Origin of the sequence: Delftia sp. WSY_10, from assembly GCF_043104705.1 — a bacterium.
GTDB lineage: Bacteria > Pseudomonadota > Gammaproteobacteria > Burkholderiales > Burkholderiaceae_C > Comamonas > Comamonas tsuruhatensis.
The window spans coordinates 28,527-49,916 of sequence record NZ_JBICKY010000057.1 but is presented as its reverse complement, the minus strand read 5'-3'; the positions used below and the strand labels follow the sequence as shown (position 1 = coordinate 49,916).

At 68.4% G+C, this 21,390-nt stretch carries 19 protein-coding genes; 10 read left to right on the top strand and 9 right to left on the bottom strand.

What is annotated here, in order from left to right; translation table 11 throughout:
* Window positions 1-108: 108 nt before the first annotated feature.
* On the bottom strand, window positions 109-423 hold the full coding sequence (locus ACF8ML_RS26100) for a 2Fe-2S iron-sulfur cluster-binding protein (protein ID WP_016450460.1): 315 nt from the start codon (window positions 421-423) through the stop codon (window positions 109-111).
* A gap of 156 nt (window positions 424-579) precedes the next feature.
* Between ACF8ML_RS26100 and ACF8ML_RS26095 the strand changes: the two genes are divergently transcribed.
* The 3 genes from ACF8ML_RS26095 (at window position 580) to gshA (ending at window position 4,288) form a co-directional block, all read left to right on the top strand.
* Window positions 580-1,005: a hypothetical protein gene (locus ACF8ML_RS26095; RefSeq protein ID WP_046986599.1), complete on the top strand. Its 426-nt coding sequence runs from the start codon at window positions 580-582 to the stop codon at window positions 1,003-1,005.
* A gap of 575 nt (window positions 1,006-1,580) precedes the next feature.
* Complete coding sequence (locus tag ACF8ML_RS26090; protein ID WP_016453901.1) at window positions 1,581-2,492, top strand: SDR family NAD(P)-dependent oxidoreductase; 912 nt, start codon at window positions 1,581-1,583, stop codon at window positions 2,490-2,492.
* 266 nt (window positions 2,493-2,758) lie between these two features.
* The gene (gshA, locus tag ACF8ML_RS26085) at window positions 2,759-4,288 is read left to right on the top strand and encodes a glutamate--cysteine ligase (protein WP_047325729.1); all 1,530 of its coding nucleotides are present in this window, start codon (window positions 2,759-2,761) and stop codon (window positions 4,286-4,288) included.
* Between the two features lie 7 nt (window positions 4,289-4,295).
* Here the strand turns inward: gshA and ACF8ML_RS26080 are convergent, their stop codons facing one another.
* A complete protein-coding gene (locus tag ACF8ML_RS26080) occupies window positions 4,296-4,508 on the bottom strand; it encodes an oxidoreductase-like domain-containing protein (RefSeq protein WP_017405583.1) in 213 nt (70 codons plus the stop codon).
* 2 nt (window positions 4,509-4,510) lie between these two features.
* A complete protein-coding gene (locus ACF8ML_RS26075) occupies window positions 4,511-4,753 on the bottom strand; it encodes a hypothetical protein (protein WP_013803403.1) in 243 nt (80 codons plus the stop codon).
* A gap of 168 nt (window positions 4,754-4,921) precedes the next feature.
* Here ACF8ML_RS26075 and ylqF point away from each other — a divergent pair, with 168 nt between their 5' ends.
* Window positions 4,922-5,875, top strand: coding sequence for a ribosome biogenesis GTPase YlqF (gene ylqF, locus ACF8ML_RS26070; protein WP_016453899.1), 954 nt, complete (start codon window positions 4,922-4,924; stop codon window positions 5,873-5,875).
* 126 nt (window positions 5,876-6,001) lie between these two features.
* Entirely contained in the window at window positions 6,002-8,290 is a 2,289-nt protein-coding gene (locus ACF8ML_RS26065; protein WP_026062425.1) for a bifunctional diguanylate cyclase/phosphodiesterase, read from the top strand.
* 42 nt (window positions 8,291-8,332) lie between these two features.
* On the opposite strand, the gene ACF8ML_RS26060 is transcribed toward ACF8ML_RS26065, so the two are convergent.
* Window positions 8,333-9,541 carry a M20 aminoacylase family protein gene (locus tag ACF8ML_RS26060; RefSeq protein WP_034367124.1) on the bottom strand — a complete coding sequence of 403 codons (1,209 nt, stop codon included), beginning with the start codon at window positions 9,539-9,541 and terminating at the stop codon, window positions 8,333-8,335.
* Window positions 9,542-9,774: 233 nt separating this feature from the next.
* Between ACF8ML_RS26060 and ACF8ML_RS26055 the strand changes: the two genes are divergently transcribed.
* Window positions 9,775-10,767 carry a DHH family phosphoesterase gene (locus ACF8ML_RS26055; RefSeq protein ID WP_016453896.1) on the top strand — a complete coding sequence of 331 codons (993 nt, stop codon included), beginning with the start codon at window positions 9,775-9,777 and terminating at the stop codon, window positions 10,765-10,767.
* On the opposite strand, the gene ACF8ML_RS26050 is transcribed toward ACF8ML_RS26055, so the two are convergent.
* Entirely contained in the window at window positions 10,707-11,576 is an 870-nt protein-coding gene (locus ACF8ML_RS26050) for a pseudouridine synthase (RefSeq protein WP_392408362.1), read from the bottom strand. The two genes, ACF8ML_RS26055 and ACF8ML_RS26050, sit on opposite strands and share 61 nt — an antisense overlap.
* Before the next feature lie 228 nt (window positions 11,577-11,804).
* Between ACF8ML_RS26050 and ACF8ML_RS26045 the strand changes: the two genes are divergently transcribed.
* Window positions 11,805-12,803, top strand: a complete 999-nt coding sequence (locus ACF8ML_RS26045; RefSeq protein WP_074923130.1) for a diaminopimelate dehydrogenase — start codon at window positions 11,805-11,807, stop codon at window positions 12,801-12,803.
* Here ACF8ML_RS26045 and ACF8ML_RS26040 read toward each other — a convergent pair.
* Window positions 12,800-14,173: an MFS transporter gene (locus tag ACF8ML_RS26040; RefSeq protein ID WP_016450471.1), complete on the bottom strand. Its 1,374-nt coding sequence runs from the start codon at window positions 14,171-14,173 to the stop codon at window positions 12,800-12,802. The two genes, ACF8ML_RS26045 and ACF8ML_RS26040, sit on opposite strands and share 4 nt — an antisense overlap.
* A 90-nt stretch (window positions 14,174-14,263) precedes the next feature.
* Here ACF8ML_RS26040 and ACF8ML_RS26035 point away from each other — a divergent pair, with 90 nt between their 5' ends.
* Both ACF8ML_RS26035 and cls read left to right on the top strand, forming a co-directional pair.
* Entirely contained in the window at window positions 14,264-14,611 is a 348-nt protein-coding gene (locus ACF8ML_RS26035; RefSeq protein WP_012204400.1) for a hypothetical protein, read from the top strand.
* Window positions 14,612-14,966: 355 nt separating this feature from the next.
* On the top strand, window positions 14,967-16,418 hold the full coding sequence (cls, locus tag ACF8ML_RS26030; RefSeq protein WP_047325726.1) for a cardiolipin synthase: 1,452 nt from the start codon (window positions 14,967-14,969) through the stop codon (window positions 16,416-16,418).
* Window positions 16,419-16,482: 64 nt separating this feature from the next.
* Here cls and ACF8ML_RS26025 read toward each other — a convergent pair whose 3' ends face one another.
* Window positions 16,483-17,325: an META and DUF4377 domain-containing protein gene (locus tag ACF8ML_RS26025; RefSeq protein WP_034348043.1), complete on the bottom strand. Its 843-nt coding sequence runs from the start codon at window positions 17,323-17,325 to the stop codon at window positions 16,483-16,485.
* A gap of 330 nt (window positions 17,326-17,655) precedes the next feature.
* Between ACF8ML_RS26025 and ACF8ML_RS26020 the strand changes: the two genes are divergently transcribed.
* Window positions 17,656-18,234, top strand: coding sequence for a DUF2242 domain-containing protein (locus tag ACF8ML_RS26020; RefSeq protein WP_016450474.1), 579 nt, complete (start codon window positions 17,656-17,658; stop codon window positions 18,232-18,234).
* Between the two features lie 24 nt (window positions 18,235-18,258).
* Here the strand turns inward: ACF8ML_RS26020 and ACF8ML_RS26015 are convergent, their stop codons facing one another.
* Window positions 18,259-19,140 carry a peptidoglycan DD-metalloendopeptidase family protein gene (locus ACF8ML_RS26015; protein WP_016450475.1) on the bottom strand — a complete coding sequence of 294 codons (882 nt, stop codon included), beginning with the start codon at window positions 19,138-19,140 and terminating at the stop codon, window positions 18,259-18,261.
* A 94-nt stretch (window positions 19,141-19,234) separates the two neighbouring features.
* The gene (locus tag ACF8ML_RS26010) at window positions 19,235-21,364 is read right to left on the bottom strand and encodes a DUF3300 domain-containing protein (RefSeq protein ID WP_052947208.1); all 2,130 of its coding nucleotides are present in this window, start codon (window positions 21,362-21,364) and stop codon (window positions 19,235-19,237) included.
* Between the last annotated feature and the right edge of the window lie 26 nt (window positions 21,365-21,390).

Genomic DNA, 21,390 nt, shown 5'->3' with positions numbered 1-21,390 from the left:
CGCGGCGCAGCCGCTGTCGGCAATCGGCATGACCCGGAATGACCTTGCGAAAGCGCACATTCTATTCCAGCGGCCATCGGCCGCAGGCGGCGCGGGCTTTGGCCGGATTCAGGGGCCGGGGTCCTGCAGCACCACATCGCCTTCGGGATAGGCGATGCAGGGCAGCACGCAGCCCTCGGCCCGCTCCTCGCGCGTCACGCCCGGCCATTCGATCTCGTAGCGCACGCTGCCCGACACCAGCTGCCCGATGCAGGTGCGGCAGGTGCCGTTGCGGCAGGAACTGGGCCAGTCCACGCCGCCCTGCTCCAGCGAGTGCAACAGCGGCTGGTCGGCCCAGGCATCGACCTGCAGACCGCTGGGCGTGAGGCGGGCCGTGAAGAAGGGCGGGGAAAAAGGGGAGGAGGCGGGGGAATCCTGGCTCATGGTTATCAAGGGGGGGCTGCAATTCTGTGGGGCGAAGGGTGTTTGTACCCTGTATCGGGCTCTGTATCGGGCCTATATCAGGCAATGTCTGGCACCAGGGGCCGGGTTGAGGTGGGTCTCCCGGGCAGCGGTCAGCGGTGCGCTAGGCTTGGCGCCATGCATATCAAGCCCTACCTCCTGCCTGTGCTCGTTTTCCTGCTGGTCGGTCCCGGTGTGGGCGTGCTGACCGTGATGCTTGTGGGCGCGGACGGTGCGCCGGTCCTGCCGGTGAACTGGCTGCTCGTCGTGTTCGGCTACGGCATAGGTGCTGTTCCTGCCGCTTTGGCGGGGATGATCTATGTGGTCGGCTGGCCTCTGAGGGGCCTGCTCCAGGTACTGAGCACCAGGGAGTTCGGCGCCGTGCTGGGTGCGGTGAGCGGTGTCGCCGCGCTGGCTGCATGCTTTTCAGCGACCTCCGGCACGCCGTTTCCCAAATCCCTCGGCGTCTATGTCTTTCCCCTGGTTGCCGGTGCCGTCTGCGGGGCGCTTGCAGCGCATGCGCGTGATGAGGCCTGTGAGGGGAGCGGGTCGCAAGGCGTTTGAACGCGTCCGGCTGCGACGCACAGGTTTGCCTGTTTTTTGTGCAATTGGCTGGCTTGTTTGTCAAATCAATGACTTATGTTGCGAATTCGGCATTTTTGGCGGCTTGTCCACATGCTTGTCCAGTACGAATGGGGGTAAATGCGTACATGCAGGTTGCGCGGTGGATAAGCGGGACGTGGCCCGAAAATCCGGGGTCTTCTGCCTATTTTTTAAGCGATCCTCCTGTTTTTCTTTTGAATCAATGACTTGCGTGCCTTATCCCGCCCGCTGTGAAAGTTGTTCACAAGATTGTTCAGGGTGAGGCGGGATAAGTCGGGCACACGACTTGTGGATTTGATTAAAAAATAGGCAAAACGAAAAAATCTAATCAAAACAATTACTTAACCAGCCAGTCCCGAGCCTGCACATGGTTTTCCACAGGCTTGTCACGAAATGATGGGGACAAGGCCGGCGGGCCTGCCGCAGTCGCTTCGGCAACCGGAATGCGGCCGGCGTCCGTCTACATTGCTGGGTGGCCGGTGCCCTGCCATCCGGAGGGCGCAACCGGCATCCAACGACACAAAGGGAGCATCTCCATGGCGATTGAGTTTGAAGGCCGCGTGGCCATCGTGACGGGGGCCGGCGGCGGCCTGGGGCGCCTGCATGCGCTGGCGCTGGCGGCGCGCGGCGCCAAGGTGCTGGTCAATGATCTGGGCGGCGCGGTCGATGGCAGCGGCGGTTCGGCCACGGCGGCCCAGGCCGTGGTGGACGAGATCCGCGCGGCAGGCGGCCAGGCGCTGGCCAACGGTGCATCGGTCACCGATTTCGAGGCCGTGCAGGCCATGGTGCAGCAGGCCGTCGATGCCTGGGGCCGCGTGGACATCCTGGTCAACAACGCCGGCATCCTGCGCGACAAGAGCTTTGCCAAGATGGGCATGGACGACTTCCGCCTGGTGGTGGAAGTGCACCTGATGGGCGCCGCCCATTGCTGCAAGGCCGTGTGGCCGCACATGCAGGCGCAGAACTACGGGCGCATCGTGATGACCACCTCGTCCACGGGCCTGTACGGCAACTTCGGCCAGGCCAACTATGGCGCGGCCAAGCTGGCCCAGGTCGGCCTCATGCAGACCCTGGCCATAGAAGGCGCCAAGCACGGCATCCATGTGAATGCGCTGGCACCCACGGCGGCCACCCGCATGACGGAAGGCCTGATGCCCGAGGCCGTGCTGGCCGCCCTCAAGCCCGAGGCCGTGGTGCCCGCCATGCTGGTGCTGGCCCACGAAAGTGCGCCCACACGCACCACGCTGTGCGCAGGCGCGGGCGGCTTCGAGGCCGCCTTCATCACGCTGACCGAAGGCGTTTACCTGGGCCAGGGCGAGCAGGTGCCGGAACAGCTGGCCGCGCAACTGGCCCAGGTGCTGGACCGCAGCGGCGAACAGGTGCCCGCCAGCGGCGCCGCCCAGGGCACGCTGGAAGTGGGCAAGGCCATGGCTGCAGCCCGTCGATGACCAGGGGCTGGCCAGAGATTTCGCCGCTGGCCGGCCTGCCTTTGCCCGGTATCAAGGCAGCGCCGGCCGGGAGGGCGAAACTCTGACATATTCCTTTCGCTCGCGGCGATCCCATGCGGGGCAACAGGCCAAAACGCGTGGTTAAGCGGACAGGCGCCATCGCGTTTCCTGCCGTTTCTCTATCATTCGGCGTCCGGGTCGGGTCCGCCGGGAATCCTGGTGGTTTCCGTGTGGGCCGATGCCCATCAACGAATCGGTAAACAAGAATGAAAACATCGCAGGCATCCATGGCGGTTCCCGGTCCTGAGCGGCTCAAGGGCATACGCCGTGGCATAGAAAAGGAGGGCCTGCGCGTGCTGCCTTCCGGCAGCCTGGCACTGACGCCGCATCCCCTGGCGCTGGGCTCGGCGCTCACGCATCCGCACATCACCACCGACTACAGCGAATCGCAGATCGAGCTGATCACCGGCGCGCGGCTGGGCGTGCAGGAATGCCTGGACGAGCTGGTGCAGATCCACCAGTTCGTGCTGCGCAGCCTGCGCGATGCGGGTGGCGAGATGCTGTGGTCGTCCAGCATGCCCTGCCAGCTGCCCACGGACGAGACGATTCCGCTGGCGCGCTACGGCTCCTCGCACTCGGGCCGCTCCAAGAGCGTGTACCGCATGGGGCTGGGCCACCGCTACGGCCGGCGCATGCAGACGATTTCGGGCATCCACTACAACTGGTCGCTGCCCGGCGTGACCAGCGACCAGTATTTCTCGCTCATCCGCAATTTCCGGCGCCATGCCTTCGTGCTGCTGTACCTGTATGGCGCGTCGCCCGCGCTGTGTCCCTGTTTCGTCGAGGGGCGCGAGCACCGGCTGCAGCCGCTGGGCAATACGGGCCAGGCGCTGTACCTGCCCCACGCCACCTCGCTGCGCATGGGACGCCTGGGCTACCAGAGCGATGCGCAGGCCAGCATCAACGTCAGCTACAACGGCCTGGAAGGCTATGCGAATTCGCTGTACGACGCGCTGACCCAGCCCTATCCCGCCTACGAGATGCTGGGCGTGCGCAACCCGGGCGGCGACTACAACCAGCTGGGCACGGGCCTGCTGCAGATCGAAAACGAGTTCTACGGCACCATCCGCCCCAAGCGCACCGTCAGCCGCGGCGAGCGCCCGCTGCACGCGCTGCGCGAGCGCGGCGTGGAGTATGTGGAGGTGCGCCTGATGGACCTCGATCCCTTCGAGGACGTGGGCATTGCCGCGCCCACCATGCGCATGCTGGACGTGTTCCTGCTGCACTGCCTGAACGCCGACAGCCCGCCGGATACGCCGGGCGAGATCGCGGAACTCAAGCACAACCAGCACCTGACGGCCGAGCGCGGCCGCGAGCCGGGCCTGCAACTGGTGCGCGCCGGCCGAGAAGTGCCGCTGCGCGACTGGGCCCATGAAGTGCTGGACCAGTGCCGACCCTACGCCCAGGCGCTGGACAGCACCCACGGCACGCAGGACTACAGCGCCGCCCTGGCCCAGGCGCTGGAGCGCCTGGAGCACCCCGAGCGCACGCCGTCGGCCCATGTGCTGGGCGAGCTGACGGGCGCATACGGCAACAGCTTTGCGAACTTCACGCTGGCCCGGTCCGAGCAGGCCCGCGACTCGCTGCTGGCCCTGCCCTGGAGCCAGGCGCAGCAGCAGCGCTTCGAGCAATGGTCGGCGCAGTCCGTGCAGGAGCAGCGCGACATCGAGGCCGCGGACACGCTGTCGTTCGAGGAATGGCGCCTGCGCTACATGGCGCCGGAGAACCTGCGCTGAGCGCGCTTCAGCCCCGCCCGGCGCCCAGCGCCTGGCCTGCGTCCTCGCACCAGAACAGCACGGCGTCGTAGAAGCCCTCCCAGACGCAGCCGTTGCAGCCGCGGCCGCAGCAGCTCGTGGGCTGGGGCGGCGCAGGGCGCAGTGCAATGCCTGCGGCCTGGGCGCGCTGCTGCCACAGTTGGATCTGCGACAGCGCCTGCTCCAGCGACCCCTGCACCATGCTCAGCGCCGCGCCTTGCTGCGGCGCACCGCAAACAGCACGATGAAGGCCGTGCCCAGCAGCAGGGCGAACCAGCCGACCAGGTACGACTGGGCCATCATCTGCACGATGCCCCCGGGCGCCATGAACTGTGGCGCCAGCAGAATCACCAGCCCGATCACGGCGCAGGTCACGCCCTTGATCAGCAGTTCGATGTCTGCCTTGCGCGAGGCGGAGCGGGACGAGGGGGTATCGGGCAAGGACATGGGCAGTGAGGCTGGGCGTAAAAGCGGGGGACAATTGCGGCTTGCGCAAGAAAAAATGGAAGTCTGCGGGTTGCGCCGGGGCGCCGCGCGTTGTTGCATCCTGTCTGCGCAAGCCATGAATTATCCTTGCGCCCCTGCCAGTCCCCCCGTTTCCCAGAAAGTAATCCCATGGCCATACAGTGGTTCCCCGGTCACATGAATCTCACGCGCAAGGTGATCACCGAGCGCGTCAAGGAAATCGATGTGGTCATCGAAGTGCTGGATGCGCGCCTGCCGGGGTCGAGCAGCAACCCGCTGCTGCAGGAGCTGACGGGCCACAAGCCGCGCCTGCAGGTGCTCAACAAGCAGGACCTGGCCGATGCCGCGCGCACGCCGCTGTGGCTGGACTGGTACAACGCCCAGAGCGACACGCGCGCCATTGCGCTGGACGCCTCCGAGCCCGCGCCCACGCGCCGGCTGATCGAGGCCTGCAAGCTGCTGGCGCCGAACCGTGGCGGCATGGCCAAGCCCATGCGCGTGCTGATCTGCGGCATCCCCAACGTGGGCAAGTCCACGCTGATCAACTCCATGAGCGGCAAGCGGCAGGCCAAGACGGGGGACGAGGCCGGCATCACCAAGCTGGAGCAGCGCATCGTGCTGGCCGACGACTTCTACCTCTGGGACACGCCTGGCATGCTGTGGCCGCGCATCATCGTCGAGCAAAGCGGCTACAACCTGGCCGCCAGCGGCGCCGTGGGCCGCAACGCCTATGACGAGGAACTGGTGGCGCTGGAGCTGCTGGGCTATCTGCAGAAGAACTACGCGGACATGCTGGAGGCGCGCTACAAGCTGGGCCTGGACAACGAACGCATCGCCGCCCTGCACGACGACGAGCTGCTGGACGCCATCGGCCGGCGCCGCGGCGCCATGATGGGCGGCGGACGTGTCAATGTGCAAAAGGCGGCCGAGCTGGTGCTCACGGATTTCCGCGCAGCGGTCCTGGGCCGCATCACGCTGGAGACGCCCGAGGAGTACGCGCAATGGCTGGCCGTGGGCCAGCAGCGCGATGCCGAGCGCCAGGCGCGCAAGGACGCCGTCAAGGCGCGCAAGCGGCCGCCGCGCGAGCGCAAAAGCGCGCCCTGAACCGGCGCCCGCATACCCTGTTTGGTGCAAGAGCGCGTCCGACCGGGGCGGTGGCACAACCACCACAGCCGCAGGCGGCGCCGACCGCTAGCATGTTGAGTGTTCTTTCTCTGTTGGGGCTTTTTCATGCGGCGTCATCGAGTCGAGGCGGAAACCCATTTGTCCCTGCGCAGGGTGGTCCTGGTGGGCAGCATATGGATCACCAGCCTCACCGTGATGCTGGCCATGGCGCTGCTGATGCAGGACCCCGTTCCCTGGCTCAGCGTGCGGCTGAACCTGGTTGCCGCAGGCGTGAGCTTCGGTGCCGTGCTGCTGGGCTGGCGCCGGCACTGGCGGCTGGCCTCCAATGTGCTTGTCTGGGGCACCTGGACGGCGGCCGTGACCGTGGTGGCCGCCACGGGCGGCGTGCAAAGCGGCTCGGTGCTGGCCTTTCCTGCCCTGCTGGTCATGTGCGCCTGGGTGCTGGGCGTGCGCACCACGCTGGTCATGCTGGTCCTGTCCGTGCTGACCATGGCCGGTTTCTGGGTGGCGGGCCGGGAAGGCGTTGACTGGATCGGCCAGCGCGAGACCTCGCCCGTGTTCTCCATGCTCTACTTCGTGGGCATGCTGGGGCTGACGGGCACGGTCACGCTGATGGCGCGGCGCAGCCTGATCCGCCGCGCCCAGGAGCTGCAGGACACACTGGGCGCGCTGGAGCAGCACCAGGACGATCTGCGCAAGTTCTACCGCGCCGTGGAGCAGAACCCCGAGAGCATCGTCATCACCGACGTGCACCAGAACATCGTCTATGTGAACGAGGCCTTTTTGCAGCGCACGGGCTTTGCGCGCAACGAAGTCCTGGGCCAGCCCACGCACCGCTACTCCACCATGGGGCTGGATGCTCCGGCCTGGGAAGAGGCGCTGCACCAGCTGGGCCGGGGCGCGCTGTGGCGTGGCCAGATGACCAACCGCACGCGCCAGGGCGAGGACCTGCCCGAGGCCGTGCTCGTGGCGCCGATACGGGCCTCGGACGGCAGCATCGTCAACTACGTGGAACTCAAGCAGGACCTGTCCGAGCGCATGCGCGCGGAGCGCCAGATCCATGCGCTGGCGCATTTCGATGCGCTCACCGGCCTGCCCAACCGCCTGTCGCTGACCCAGCGGCTGCGCGCGCTGGCGCGCGAGTTCCGCGAGGGCGGCAAGGGGGGCGAGCCGCGCCACGGCCTGCTGCTGCTGGACATGGACCGCTTCACGGCCTTCAACGATGTGCGCGGCACGGTGCGCGGCGACGCGCTGCTGGGCGCACTGGCGCTGCGCCTGGCCGATGCCCTGCCCGACGGCGTACTGCTGGCCCGCATGGGCGCCGACGAATTCGCCGTGCTGCTGGAGAAGGCAGGCCACGAGGCCGCCGAGGTCGACCAGCACATGCGCGCCCTGGCCCAGGTGCTGCAGGACGCGCTGGAGCGGCCGCTGTGGCTGGAGGAAACCGGCGAGGAAGTGCAGGCCAGCTGCAGCATTGGCGCGGCCAGCTTTGCCGCCTCGCGCACCGACAGCGGCGGCCATGACGTGCTGCGCCGCGCCGGCGTGGCCCTGCACCAGGCCAAGCAGGCCGGTCTGGGCCAGGTCGTCATCTTCCAGCCCGACATGGCCGAGGCCGTGGGCAAGCGCTTTCGCATCGAAAAGGACCTGCGCCGCGCCATCCCTGCCGGCGAGCTGCAGCCCTACCTGCAGTCCCAGGTGGACCGCATGGGGCGCTGCGTGGGCGCCGAGGTGCTGGTGCGCTGGAACCATCCGCGCCTGGGCATGGTCGAGCCCGGCGACTTCATTGCCGTGGCAGAGGAGTCGGACCTGATCGTGCAGCTGGGAGACTGGATGCTGGAGCAGGCCTGCCGCATGCTGGTGCGGCCCGAATTCGTGCAGCACGGCTGGCGGCTGTCGGTCAACGTCAGCTGGCGGCAGTTCCGCCAGCCCGATGTGGTGAACAAGCTCAAGCGCATCCTGGCCACCACCGGCGCCGACCCGCGCCGGCTGACGCTGGAGGTCACGGAAAGCGTGGTCATGCGCGACGTGGACGAGGCGCGCGAGCGCATGACCGAGCTGCAGCTGCTGGGCGTGGAGATGGGGCTGGACGACTTCGGCACCGGCTATTCATCGCTGGCCTATCTGCAGCGGCTGCCGTTCCGTGAACTCAAGATCGACAAGTCCTTTGTGCAGGACTGCCATGCCTCGCCCGGCAATGCCGCCATGGTCGAGGCCATTTTGCTCATGGCCCGTCGCCTGCACCTGCGCGTGGTGGCCGAAGGCGTGGAGACCGAGGAGCAGGCCGGCACCCTGCGCGCCTGGAACCAGGATGTGCTGTTCCAGGGCTACCACTACGGCCGGCCGCTGCCTGCCGCCGAGTGGGTGGATCTTCAAGTGGGGGCGGCCGGCGTGTGAGGCCGTAGGCACGCCAGGGTCGCGGCCCTGGCGCGGCCTGTCTCAGTCCCTGGCCTGGTTGGCGGGCTGCTCCAGCCAGCGGCGCGCCAGCAGGTCCCAAAAGCGTGCGCCGCGCCCCAGGTTGTCGTCGTTGAAGTCGTAGCCGGGATTGTGCAGGCCCACGCCGGGCTGGCCCGTGGCGGGGCCGTTGCCTATCCAGCCATAGGCGCCGGGCACGGCCTCGAGCATGAAGCCGAAGTCCTCGGCCGTCATGGCCGGCAGGATGTCGGCGTGGGTGCGGTCCTCGCCCACCGCCTCGCGCATCACATCGGCCATGAAGCGGGCCTCGTGCGCGTGGTTGGTGGTGTTGGGGTAGCCGGGCTTGAGGATGAACTCGGCGCGGCACAGATGGGCCGCCGCCACATGCTCGCTGATGCGCTGCATGCCTTCGATGAACATCTGCTGCGTCTCGGTCCTGAGGGCGCGCACCGTGCCGAAGATGCTGGCCTCGTCGGGAATGATGTTTTCCACCGTGCCGCTGGTGATTTTGCCCACGGTGAGCACGGCGCTGTCCAGCGGATCGGTGCTGCGCGACACCAGGGTCTGCAGCTGGCCGACGATGGCGCAGGCCACGGGAATCGGGTCCAGCGTGGTGTGGGGCATGGCAGCGTGCCCGCCCTTGCCGTGCACGCGGATCTCGAAACGCAGCGTGGACGCCATGATGGGCCCCACGCGCACCGCCATTTCGCCGGCAGGCAGGGCGGGCCAGTTGTGCAGCGCGAACACGGCCTCGCAGGGGAATCGCTCGAACAGGCCATCGTCCATCATGGCCTTGGCGCCTGCGCCGCCTTCCTCGGCGGGCTGGAAGATCAGGTGCACCGTGCCATCGAAATCGGGCTGCTGCGCCAGCAGCGTGGCCGCACCCAGCAGCATGGTGGTATGGCCGTCATGGCCGCAGGCATGCATGCAGCCCGGGTTCCGGCTGGCGTGGCCGAAGGCATTGAGTTCCGTCACCGGCAGCGCATCCATGTCGGCACGGATGCCGAGGCTGCGGCCCGGGTTGGCGGCGCTGCGCCCCCGGCCGTGGATGCTTGCCACCACGCCGGTCCTGCCCAGCCCGCGGTGCACCTGCAGCCCCAGCGCCTGGAGATAGGCCGCCACCTTGTCGCCGGTGCGGTGCTCCTCGTAGCGCAGCTCGGGGTGGGCATGCAGGTCGTGGCGGAACTTCAGCAGGGAGCCGAGATGGGGGGTGATGTCGGGTGTGGATCGCATACAGGGGCCGCGACGGCCTGCACGCCAAGCGGGTCCGCAGGCGGTCGCAGCAATTCAATGACAAGGCGGACATGATAGGTCCTGGGGTTTGCCTATGCCGTCTGCCGCGCCGATAGGCCTTGTGCTGCCGCGGCTTTGCGCTACGTTCTTTGATAGCTGCCCGCGCAATGCCCTGGCCTGGGAGTTGGCGCAGATGCAGGGGAATGGCGCCAGGACCGACAATCGCCCCCATCATGAAAAACACCATCCTGCCCCTGCAATTGTTCGTGCGCCCCGAGCATGACGATCCCCAGCCCCTGATCCTGTACCACGGCCGCCGCTGCCCGGACGGCTATGGCGCGGCGCTGGCGGCCTGGCTGTTCTACGGCGGGCAGGCCGAATTCCGCGGACTGGACCATGGCGAGATCCAGACGGCCGACGACCTGGGCGAGCTGGCCGGCCGCGCGGTCTACGTGCTGGACTTCGCCTTCGAGCCCGAGCTGATGGCCGAGATCGAGTCGCGCGTGTCCAAGCTCGTGGTGCTGGACCACCACAAGAGCGCTGCCGAAAAGCTCACCGGCTACCAGTGCCGCTGCGGCGTCGTGCACTTCGACATGAACAAGTCCGGCGCGCGCCTGGCCTGGGAGTTCTTCCAGGCCGACAAGCCCGTGCCGGGCCTGATCCGATTCATCGAGGACCGCGACATCTGGAAGTGGGAATTCGCCGAGAGCGCGGGCTTTCTCGCGGCGCTGGACATGGAGCCGCGCAGCTTCGAGCGCTGGGCCGAGATCGCGGCCTTCACGCCCGAGCAGGAAGCTGCCTTCATGGCACGCGGCGGCGCCATGGACGAGAAATTCCAGAAGCTGTGCGCCGACATTTCCGAGTCCGCCCAGCCCCTGGTCTTCAACGGCATGCAGGGCCTGATGGTCAACTGCCCCGGCATGTTCCACAGCCAGGTCGGCGACCTGCTGGCGCGCCAGAGCGGCAGCTTCGCGCTGATGTGGCATGCCAGCACCAAGGGCGTGAAGGTCGGGCTGCGATCGCGCTCGGAGTTCAACTGCATTGCGCTGGCCGAAAGCTTCGGCGGCGGCGGCCATGCCCAGGCCTGCGGCTTCAAGATGGGCAACGAGCGCCTGGTGGAGCTGCTGTCGGGCGTGCTCAAGGCCGATGCCTCGGCCGACTACGCCTACGTGGCCGCGCCGCTGATGGAGCAGCCTGAAACGGGCGCGCCTGCCGAAGCTGCCTGATCCAGCCCGGCCGTCGCCGGCAGGCCCGCACAGGCCTGCCAGCCGGGCAGGGCGCACAGCGCGCGCCAGTGCTGCACATCGGGCACATGGCCCAGCCGGCTCCAGTCGGCCTCGAAGCGCAGCGGCTCGCCCGTCATCGGGTGCGCCAGCTCCAGCGCATGGGCATGCAGCCACAGCCGCTGCAGGCCCAGGCGCTCGGCCCACCAGCGGTTCAGCGGCCCCTTGCCGTGCGTGGCGTCGCCAATGATGGGATGGGCCACATGCTTGAGATGGCGGCGTATCTGGTGGCGGCGGCCCGTGGCAGGCAGCGCCTGGACCAGCGAGATCCGCGTGGCCGCATGGCGCGGATCAAAGGCCTCGGGCCATTCCAGGCGCGCCAGGCAGCGCAGCGAAGTCCGTGCGGGCTGGGCTGGCGCGTCCTCGGGCGCATCGTCGGGTCGGAGCGCGTGGTCCACCTCCACCGCATCGGGCAGCCAGCCGCGCACCAGCGCCAGGTATTGCTTGCGCACTTGCTGCCCGGCAAACGCCTGGCCCAGCCGCTGCGCGGCCTGGGCATGCAGGGCCATCACCAGCACGCCGCAGGTGCCCTTGTCCAGCCGGTGCGCAGGGTGCACATGGCAGCCCAGCTGGTCGCGCAGGGTCTGCAGCACGAAGCGCGTCTCGTGCGCGTCCAGTCCCGTGCGGTGCACCAGCCAGCCTGCGGGCTTGTAGACCGCCACCAGGTGCTCGTCGCGCCAGAGGATGTGCAGCGGTGCGTCGCCGCGCTCCGAGGGCAGCGGCTGGGCGATGGGGGATGAGGGCTGGGGCATGAGGGCGTGAGTGTAGGCGCTGCTGTCCACCACGGCCCACGACCCTCTCCCAATGCCCCTGCCCAATATCGCCGCTCAGTACCCCCGCGCAGGGCAACGCAGTGCTGCCCGGCAGTGCACGACTGGCGGCTCCGTGGCGATGCAAGATCGCGCCTGGTTCTGCGCTGGCGCATGAACCTCATTTTCGAGCCGCAGTTTTTGAACCTCATCGCAAAGGCACCGCACCGCATGGACCATCGCAGCACCGCTCCCATCCGCATCGCCATCGTCGGCCACGGCAACCTGGGCCGTGGCGTGGAGGCGGCCATTGCCCGCAACCCCGACATGGTGCTGGCCGGCATCTACACCCGCCGCGATCCGGCGCAGCTGCGTCCGCTGCAGCCCGGCACGCCCGTGCACGGCATGGACAGCCTGCTGGCCCATCGCGCAGGCATCGACGTGCTGGTGCTGTGCGGCGGCTCCAAGGATGACCTGCCGCAGCAGTCCCCCGCGCTGGCCGCGCATTTCAGCCTGGTGGACAGCTTTGACACGCATGCGCGCATTCCCGGGCATTTCGAGCTGGTCGACGCGGCGGCCCGCGCGGCGGGCACCACGGCGCTGATCTCGGCCGGCTGGGACCCGGGCATGTTCTCCCTGCAGCGCCTCATGGGCGAGGCCCTGCTGCCCGATGGCGCCACCTACACCTTCTGGGGCAAGGGCCTGAGCCAGGGGCACTCCGACGCCATCCGCCGCATTCCCGGCGTGGCCGGCGGCGTGCAGTACACCATTCCCGTGGACGAGGCCGTGCAGCGCGTGCGCAGCGGCGTGCGGCCCGAACTGTCTGCGCGCGAGCGGCACCGGCGCGAGTGCTTTGTGGTGCTGGAGCATGGGGCCGATGCCGACGGCGTGCGCCAGGCCATCACCGGCATGCCGCATTACTTCGACGAGTACGACACCACGGTGCACTTCATCAGCGCGCAGGAGCTGGCCCGTGACCATGCGGCCATGCCGCATGGCGGCTTCGTCATCCGCAGCGGCAGCAGCTCCGATGGGCTGCGCCATTCCATCGAATACCGGCTGCAGCTGGACAGCAACCCGGAGTTCACGGCCAGCGTGCTCGTGGCCTATGCGCGCGCCGTGCACCGGCTGCAGCAATCGGGGCAGACGGGCTGCAGGACCGTCTTTGACGTCGCGCCCGGCCTGTTGTCGCCCAAAACTGCGCAGCAGCTGCGGGCCGAGCTGCTTTAGCCCTGGCCCACGCGGGCCGCGTCTTCCAGCCGGTCCACGTCGCGCAGCGGCTTGAACAGGGTCATCCAGCTGCCGACCACGCCCAGCGTGCACAGGCTGCCCACCACGGCAGCGGGCACCGCGCCCAGCCAGGCGGCGCTGGTGCCGGCACGGAACTCGCCCAGTTCGTTGGACGAGCCGATGAACAGCATGTTCACCGCGTTCACGCGCCCGCGCATGGAGTCGGGCGTGGAAAACTGCACCAGGGCCGAGCGGATGTACACGCTCACCATGTCGGCCGCACCCGCCAGCATCAGCGCCGCCATGGACAGCCAGAACCAGTGCGACAGCGCAAACACCAGATTGGCCACGCCGAAGATGGCCACGGCGGCGAACATCACGCGGCCCACATGGCGCTGTATGGGGCGGGCCGACAGCCACAGGCCCATGGCCACCTCGCCCACGGTCATGGACGAGCGCAGCAGGCCCAGGCCTTCGGGCCCGACCTTGAGCACCTCGTGCGCGTACACGGGCAGCAGGGCCACCACGCCGCCCAGCAGCACGGCGAACAGGTCCAGCGAAATCGTGCCCAGGATGATGGGGCGCGTGCGGATGAAGTGGATGCCTTCGCCAAAGCGCAGCCACAGCGAGCCGCCGGCCGGCGCCATGGCTTCGGCATAGCGCACGGGCACCGTGCCCAGCAGCAGCACGGCCAGCACCAGGGACACGCCGCAGACCGCATAGGTCAGCACGGCGCCGCCCCAGGCGTAGAGCAGGCCGCCCAGCACGGGCGCCGCGATGGCGGCCGTGCGCATCAGCATGCTGTTGGTGGCCAGCGCCTGGGCCAGCTGCTCGCGCGGCACGATTTGCGGCAGCAGGCTTTGCAGGGCCGGCCCCGTGAAGGCGCGGCTGCAGCCGAACAGCACCAGCACGGCGTAGATCCAGTGCACATCGTGCGCGGCAGCGCCCTCGTGCCAGGACAGCCACAGCAGCAGCAGGGAGCACAGCGCCGCCACGGCCCAGCTGCCCGACAGCAGGCGCTTGCGGCTCATGCGGTCGCTGAGGTCGCCTGCCGGAATCAGCAGCGCCAGCATGGGCAGGAACTGGGCCAGTCCCACATAGGCCAGGGACATGGGGTCGCGCGTCAGGTCGTAGACCTGCCAGGCGACGACCACGGCCTGCATCTGCTGGGCGAACATGGACAGCATGCGCGCCATGACGAAAGGGACGAAGGCGCTGTTGCGCAGGCCGGCAGCGGGGCTGTCGGCCGAAGTGGGGGGAAGCGGGGAGGAGGGCAAGATCGGAAGTCCGTGGCAGAGCACGCGCAGTATCTGCGAAATGCCGCCGCCCTGCAGGCCGAACCGCCTGCGCCATGCTGCCGACGAAGGCATGCGGCCTGCTCCCACAAACACCGGGGACGCGGCGCGTGAACATGCCATCACGGGTCAGGCCAGAACCCCGCATCAGAGGAGCAACACACCATGTCCATGTTGTCCATGCAATACGCCGGCACCTTGATCGGGCGCGAAGCGGTCATCGATTTCCCCGATAGCAAGGCTGATGTGCGGTACACGCCGCAGGGCCAGATGGTCTGGCATGTGGTCGATTCCCTGGGCCATGTGTCCGACGGCTGCGAACGGCTCAGCTACCTGCAGGTCAGCGACAGCCTGCACTTCCTCAACTGGATCGAGAAAACCGGTTTCACCGTCAGCCAAGTCATAGACACGGCGCAGGGAACGGTGCAGGCCTTCTGGTCCTTTGCCGATCCGGCCAGCGAGGGCGGCCACCGGTCCTCCATGTTCGTCGAAGGCCGTTTCCGCTTTCGCTGAGAACCCTGCCGGTGCTGCGTGAAACATTGCGGCGGCGGCGCAACATGCCTGTTTTTTGAGCGCCACCGGCAAAGCCAAGGCTGGCGCCGCAAACACGGGTTGTCCCGAAGCTTGTCCACAGGCAGGCCCACAGTCGCTGGGCATAACCGTCACGCCATCGTCATTTTCTTCATCCAACGGAAAAGTTTCGTGGGATGTGTGCGTGTACTTTCGTCATGATTCAGGTTTTTCGTGGAATTCTGTTCCTGGATCCATGGCCGGGGGGGAGCCGCCCGCCGCAGATCAAGGCCCGTGCCCCCGTGAAACATTGCGCGCCTGAGAAACAGGTCCGCAATGCCGCCGCTATGCTGGCCGCATGACCTGGCTGCTTATCGCATTGCATCTGCTGCTCATCGCGGGTTTCGGCCTGCGCATCCTGTTGCGTGACGATGTGCGCCCCGACGTTCGCATGGGCTGGCTCACCGTCATCGTGCTGCTGCCCTACGTCAGTTGCGCGCTGTACTACCTGTTTGGCGAAGTCACGCTGCGCCGCCGCGGCCGGGCCCGGTACCGCAAGGTGCAGGACTTCGCGGCAGGCGCTGCCATGGACCACGGCGCCGCCGTGCCGATAGCGGGCATCGCCCCGCAGTGGCAGGCTGCCTTCGGCTATGCGGCCTCCATCAACCGCTTTGCCGCACAGCCGGGCCACACCGCGCAGCTCATGGCCGATGGCGCCGAGGCCCGCGCCCGCATGCTGGCCGACATGGACGCCGCCCAGCATGAAATCAACGTGCTGTACTACATCTGGCTGGCTGATCACACGGGCACGGCCGTGGCCCAGGCGCTGGTGCGCGCGGCACGGCGTGGCGTGGTCTGCCGCGCCATGGTGGACGGCCTGGGCTCGCGCGCGCTGCTGCGCACCGACCTCTGGCAGCAGATGGCCCAGGCGGGCGTGCAGCTGGCCGTGGCCCTGCCCACCAGCCATCCGATCCGCGTGATGTTCACCAGCCGCCTGGACCTGCGCAACCACCGCAAGATCACCGTGATCGACCAGCGCATCACCTACTGCGGCAGCCAGAACTGCGCGGATGAAGCCTTTGCCGTCAAGGCCCGCTATGCGCCCTGGGTCGATGTCATGCTGCGCATGCAGGGTCCGGTGGTGGCGCAGATGCAGCAGGTGTTCGCCAGCGACTGGGCGCAGGCACGCAGCGTCGCCCAGGTTCCTCCCATGCCGTTGGCTGTCCGGTCCGCAAACGGTCTGCCCGACCGGCCTGCAGACGGCTTTGCCGCCGTCGTCATTGCCGAAGGCCCGGCCGAGCGGCCCCGCTCCACCTCGCAGCTCGTGTCCACGCTGCTGGCCAGCGCACGGCGCGAGGTCGTGATCTCCACCCCTTACTTCATTCCCGACGCCACGGTGCTCGAGGCCCTGTGCGCCGCCGCCTGGCGCGGCGTGCAGGTCACGCTCATCCTGCCGGCGCGCAACGATTCCTGGATCGTGGGCGCGGCCAGCCGCAGCACCTACCGCTACCTGCTGCGGGCCGGCGTCATGCTCCATGAATTCCGCCCCGGCCTGCTGCATGCCAAGACCCTGTGCGTGGACGGGCAGGTGGCTTTGCTGGGCTCCACCAACCTGGACCTGCGCAGCTTCGACCTGAACTTCGAGAACAATGTGCTGCTGCAGGACGAGGCCGTGACCCAGGCCATCCGCCAGCGCCAGGCCGACTACATCCGCCAGTCCGACCGCATCACCGCCGCCCAGGTCCACGCCTGGCCCTGGGGCCGGCGCATCTGGAACAACCTGCTGGCGATGCTCAGTCCGGTGCTGTGAGGCGCAGCCCACAAAAAAGGCCTGCGCAGTGCAGGCCTTCAGGGCTGTGGGGCAGCAGGCGCGCTCAGCGGCCCACGCGCTCGCTCTCGACCACCATGTCCAGCACATAGGCGTAGGCCGATGCGTCGGCCGGCACGTTCTGGCGCTTGTAGCGCTGGATGCGCAGCACGTTGCGGATGCCGGGCTCGTGCTTGTAGCCCTCGATCTCGCTGTAGAAGTTCTCCCACTCGCCGGTGGAGGTCTTCACGCCGTTGTCGCCGTAGCGGATCTCGCGCACGCGCAGGCACTGGAAGTCCTTGATCAGCGGGTGGTTGCAGGCCGTGCGCTGGGGCGCCACTTCCAGGAAGATGCGCTCGCCGGCGCTGCCGTACTGGGTCTGGGCCGTGGGCGAGCCTTCGAGCTGCCAGCGCGTGCCGTCGATGAAGGTGAGCGTCAGGCGCGCAGGCTGCTTGCCTTCGCCCAGTTGCACGGACCATTGCTTGGCCGTGGGCAGGATGCGGGCCACCTTTTGCTCCAGCGCCATCAATTGGTCGTCATCGCAGGCCATCAGCGTGCTGGCGGCGCGCTGGGTGGCGATGCGGTTGCCTTCGGTGCGGTAGCCCGTGGTCACCACGTTGCACAGGTTCTTGACGGCCAGGCGCTGGTCGGCGAACTCCAGTTGCAGGGGCCGCTTGCGCGAGGCTGCCGTCAGGAACCAGCTCTGGTCTTCGGTGCCCTGGGGCGTGAAGGCCTGGCGAAGACTCCAGTGGTAGGCGGTCAGCGATTGGGCGTCACCGGGCGGGCCGGCAGGAGCCGACACCTGGGGCTTGGCGCCGTCTTCGGCGTTGCCGCCCTTGTCGATATGGCTGCAGGCGCCGAGCCCCATGGTGACGATCACGGGCAGGCACCAGGTCCAGCTTGGCTTCATGTTGAGTTCCTTGGTTGATGGGTACAGGTACAGGCGCAGCGGCGGCAGGCTTGGGCAGCCCGGGTGCGGCATGAGCCGCACCGGCCCTGGCCGAACCGGGGCACCATAACGCAGATGCGCGGCGGCGCTTGTCAGAACGGGGCGCTATTCACATTCGTTTGCATCTATTTGATGCAGACGGAAAAACCGATTGCTGCAAAGTTGCCGGCCATTGCATTGCGCTCGGGTGAGAATAGGCGGCCAGCCGCCATGCCATCCGCAGGCAGCGGCACCGGAGCAAGGAGCAGGTTCGTGTATCGACGTTGGAGTGCAGCAAACAGGGGGCGTGGCATGCGCTGCGCAGGGGCTTTGGCCGTCATCATGGTGCTGGCGGGCTGCGGCTCGACGATTCCCCAGCATGTGCCGGTGCAGGAGAGCTTCGGCTCCACCGAGACCTTCTCGCGCATGTTCGATGCCTCGCCGGCCCAGACCTGCGAGGCCGCGCGCCGCGCGCTGCTGAGCCAGGGCTACATCGCCATGGCGCGCACGGCCGAACTCATAGAAGGCAGCAAGAGCTTCCAGCCCGACCCGGAGCTGAACCTGCAGATGAACATCCGCGTGGTCTGCGTGCCGGAGACCGCCGACGGCCAGGTCAGCATCGGCTTTGTCACGGCGCTGCAGGACCGCTATACCCTGAAGAAGAGCGCCAACTCGGCCAGCCTGGGCGTGGGTGCGCTGGGGTCCGTGTCGCTGCCGTTCTCCTCGGGCAGCGACTCCATGGTCAAGGTGGGCAGCGAGACGATTGCCAAGAGCGGCTTCTACGACAGCTTCTTCGAGCTGGTCTCGCGCTACCTGGCGCAGGACCGCGACTCCATCGCCGTGCCCACGCCGGTGGCGCCGCAGAACACGATTCCCTCGGCCGACCACTGACGCCGGCGGGCGCCACAGCCCCGTTCACGCCGCCAGGAACAGCGCCGGGTCCACCATGCTGCGGTTGAGCATCACGCCCCAGTGCAGGTGCGGGCCGGTGACGCGGCCCGTGGCGCCGACCTTGCAGAAGGCCTCTCCCGTGTCCAACTGATCGCCCAGCTTGCACTGCACGCTGCTCAGGTGGCAGTACATGCTCAGCAGGCCGCCGCCGTGGTCCAGCCACACGGTGCCGCCGTTGAAGAAATAGTCGCCCACGTCCACCACCTTGCCCGGCAGCGGCGCGACGACGTTGGTGCCGGTGGCTGCCGCGATGTCCATGCCGCTGTGCGGATTGCGCGGCTGGCCGTTGAACACGCGGCGCAGGCCGAAGCTGCTGCTGCGCCGGCCCGGCACGGGCTGGCGCATGCGCAGGTCGCCGGGGCGTGCGGGCGGCTCGGTGAACAGCGCCATGATGGTCTGCTGGTGGGCGCGCTCACGCTGGTAGCGCGCATCGTCCTCGGGCGACAGGTCCACGGTCTTGGGCGAGACCTTCAGGCGCTGCTCGGTGTACTTCTTGTCACGCACCTCGTAGGCCAGGGAGCGCGCTGCGCCTTCGCCCTTCACGGTCACGCTGTGGGTGCCAGGTGCGGCCGACAGCGCAATGCCGACCACGGCCGTCCATTCGATCATGTCGCCCACCACCAGCACGGGCACGTCGCCGGCCAGTACCTGGGGCCGCTGGGATGCGGGCCCCAGCGAGAGGCGGGCCACGCCGCCGGGCACGCGGCTGTCATGGGGCCAGGGGGATTCGCTGGAGGGCGCTGCGGCCTTGGCGGCCCAGGAGGGAAGGATCAGGCCCGCGCCCGAGGCGCACAGGGATTGCACGAACAGTCGGCGGGAGCGGGGATTCGTCGTCGGTATCTGCATGAATGAAGCGGCGGGCTTGGCGCCGGCATGGGGCCGTTATCGATCGCCCCATTGTCCGCCAAGCGTGCGCCAAGCCAAACCTCTGCCGGGCCGTTCAGCGGTCCCGGCGTTCGTCACGTGCGCCGCGCCGTTCCTGCGGGCGGGATGCGTTGGCCATGCGCTGCTGCTGTTGGCGCTGCTCCTGCTGCGCGCGGGCCTGCTGCTGCTGGGCGCGCGCCTGGGCCTGCTGTGCCTGCTGGAGCTGCATGCGTTGCTGCTGCGCCTGACGCTCCTGCATCTGGGCCTGTCGTTGCGCTTGCTGCTGCGCCTGTTGTTGGGCCTGCATTCTGGCCTGCATCTGTTCCTGCGCACGGGCTTGTTGCTGTTGCTGTTGTTGCTGTTGCTGTTGTTGCTGTAACTGCTGCTGGCGGGCCTGCATCTGCGCCTGTTCGCGGGCCTGCATCTGCATCTGTGCCTGGCGCTGGGCCTGTTGTTGCTGCCGTTGTTGCTGTTGCTGTTGCTGCCGCGACTGCTCCTCGCCACGCAGGCGGGCGGTCTGCATCTCCATCTGCTGTTGCTGCTGCTGGCGCATGCGCGCGGCATCGGCCATGGAACGGTCGCGGTCCTGCCGGTCCTGCTGCCGCATGCCCTGCTGCGCGGCGGCAGACGACCACGAAGGCACGCGGGAATCGCGGCCCCGCTCGCCCGGCATGGCGGCAGCGGGCAGGGCGGCTGGCGGGCGCTGCACCCCTGCAGCCTGGGTCGAATGCGGAGCCTGCGGCCACTTGCCGAACTGGCCCGGCTGCGAGGCCGGCACCGGGTTCATCCTGGGCTGCAACGCTGCCTGCGGCCGGTCATCGGGCCGCAGGCCCGGGCGGCCGCGATCGGCGCCGTCATGCCGGGCAGATCCTTGCGTGGCGCCGGGCGGCAGCATGCCTTGGGAAGACGCCGGCGGGCCGCCCTGCGGTGGCCTCAGGCCCAGCCGCTGCGGCATGCCGCCATGCGAGGCGGCGGCCGCGCCTGCCATGCCGGCGGCGCCGGCCAGGGCCGCCGCGGCCATGCCGCCCGGGCGCGGATCGCCGCCCTGTGGCGGGTTGGGCGGGTTGCCGGCAGGGCGGGGCTCGAAGTGCGGGTTGTTCGCGATGTGGGTGACGTTGCCACCGTTGTTGATCTGCGTGTTGCGGATGTTCTGCACCACCGTGGTCGAGCGCGTCACATAGGTGTTGTTGTTGTAGATCACGGCTGGCCGGCGCGAGGGCGGTGGCGGCGGCTCGTTGCGGTGCCAGCGGTAGCCGGGCTCGCCCCAGCGCATGCCCCAGGAGTTCCAGCCCCAGGGGCGACGGTCCACGGACTCGGCGAGGATCACGCCTGCGCCAAAGCCGATCAGCCCCGCCACCACGGGCGCGGCCGAACTGCCCACGTAGACGGGCTGCGGCGCCACGATGGGGCGGTAGCCGCCATACACCGGCAGCGGCTCGCCATACACCACACCCGGGTCGTACTGCGGCACATAGACGGTGTCGGGCTGGGCGGGAGTGATCTCGATGAACTGCGAGGGCGCATCGATCACCGGCACCGGCAGCATGGACGACAGGGGCTCGCCCATGTCCTGGGGCGCTGGCTGGGGATCGCGCGGCGGGGCGTCGGCCGCGGCCACGGCCACCTTGAGCCGGCTGGAGTCCTTGAGCGTACCGGCCTTGTAGGCGCGCTGGCGCATCACCTGGATGGCGTTCATCACGTCGGCCGGATCGTTGTAGTAGGCCCTGCCCAGGGCCGTGGTCCAGGGAATGTTGGAAGACAGCTGCGCCAGCACGTTGGGAAACTGGGCCAGGGACTTGACCGACGGGTCCCAGTCCTGGCCGTTGACGGCGTCCTGCAGCTCCTGGGGCTTGAGGCCCGGGTTCTGCCCCAGCCAGACCTCGGCGGCGCCGACCTGGTCGGGATAGGTGGAGGCGGCCAGCACCTGGGCCACGAGCTTGTCGGGGTACAGCGCAATGGGCGCCACCATCTGGTAGAGCGTCTCGGCCGACGGCGGCACATAGGCCACGGGCGTGGCGACGGGCTGGGCGCTTTCGGTGGCAGGCGGCAGCGGCGCGCTGGCGGCCTGCGGGGGCTTGTCCTGGGATTCGTTGCAGGCGCTCAGCGCCAGGGCGGCGGCCAGGCCCAGCACGCTCAGGCGCAGGGCGCCGGCGTGGGAAGCTGAGGGGGCCATGGTGCGTGCTCTGGGCACGGCGGATTGCAGCATTGCGTTCTCCTGGGCAGGAACGCCTT

Bases quoted from the DNA above. Each gene is read 5' to 3' on its own strand.
- ACF8ML_RS26100 (WP_016450460.1), bottom strand. From the start codon at position 423: ATGAGCCAGGATTCCCCCGCCTCCTCCCCTTTTTCCCCGCCCTTCTTC.
- ACF8ML_RS26095 (WP_046986599.1), top strand. From the start codon at position 580: ATGCATATCAAGCCCTACCTCCTGCCTGTGCTCGTTTTCCTGCTGGTC.
- ACF8ML_RS26090 (WP_016453901.1), top strand. From the start codon at position 1,581: ATGGCGATTGAGTTTGAAGGCCGCGTGGCCATCGTGACGGGGGCCGGC.
- gshA (WP_047325729.1), top strand. From the start codon at position 2,759: ATGAAAACATCGCAGGCATCCATGGCGGTTCCCGGTCCTGAGCGGCTC.
- ACF8ML_RS26080 (WP_017405583.1), bottom strand. From the start codon at position 4,508: ATGGTGCAGGGGTCGCTGGAGCAGGCGCTGTCGCAGATCCAACTGTGG.
- ACF8ML_RS26075 (WP_013803403.1), bottom strand. From the start codon at position 4,753: ATGTCCTTGCCCGATACCCCCTCGTCCCGCTCCGCCTCGCGCAAGGCA.
- ylqF (WP_016453899.1), top strand. From the start codon at position 4,922: ATGGCCATACAGTGGTTCCCCGGTCACATGAATCTCACGCGCAAGGTG.
- ACF8ML_RS26065 (WP_026062425.1), top strand. From the start codon at position 6,002: ATGCGGCGTCATCGAGTCGAGGCGGAAACCCATTTGTCCCTGCGCAGG.
- ACF8ML_RS26060 (WP_034367124.1), bottom strand. From the start codon at position 9,541: ATGCGATCCACACCCGACATCACCCCCCATCTCGGCTCCCTGCTGAAG.
- ACF8ML_RS26055 (WP_016453896.1), top strand. From the start codon at position 9,775: ATGAAAAACACCATCCTGCCCCTGCAATTGTTCGTGCGCCCCGAGCAT.
- ACF8ML_RS26050 (WP_392408362.1), bottom strand. From the start codon at position 11,576: ATGCCCCAGCCCTCATCCCCCATCGCCCAGCCGCTGCCCTCGGAGCGC.
- ACF8ML_RS26045 (WP_074923130.1), top strand. From the start codon at position 11,805: ATGGACCATCGCAGCACCGCTCCCATCCGCATCGCCATCGTCGGCCAC.
- ACF8ML_RS26040 (WP_016450471.1), bottom strand. From the start codon at position 14,173: ATGCCTTCGTCGGCAGCATGGCGCAGGCGGTTCGGCCTGCAGGGCGGC.
- ACF8ML_RS26035 (WP_012204400.1), top strand. From the start codon at position 14,264: ATGTCCATGTTGTCCATGCAATACGCCGGCACCTTGATCGGGCGCGAA.
- cls (WP_047325726.1), top strand. From the start codon at position 14,967: ATGACCTGGCTGCTTATCGCATTGCATCTGCTGCTCATCGCGGGTTTC.
- ACF8ML_RS26025 (WP_034348043.1), bottom strand. From the start codon at position 17,325: ATGAAGCCAAGCTGGACCTGGTGCCTGCCCGTGATCGTCACCATGGGG.
- ACF8ML_RS26020 (WP_016450474.1), top strand. From the start codon at position 17,656: ATGCGCTGCGCAGGGGCTTTGGCCGTCATCATGGTGCTGGCGGGCTGC.
- ACF8ML_RS26015 (WP_016450475.1), bottom strand. From the start codon at position 19,140: ATGCAGATACCGACGACGAATCCCCGCTCCCGCCGACTGTTCGTGCAA.
- ACF8ML_RS26010 (WP_052947208.1), bottom strand. From the start codon at position 21,364: ATGCTGCAATCCGCCGTGCCCAGAGCACGCACCATGGCCCCCTCAGCT.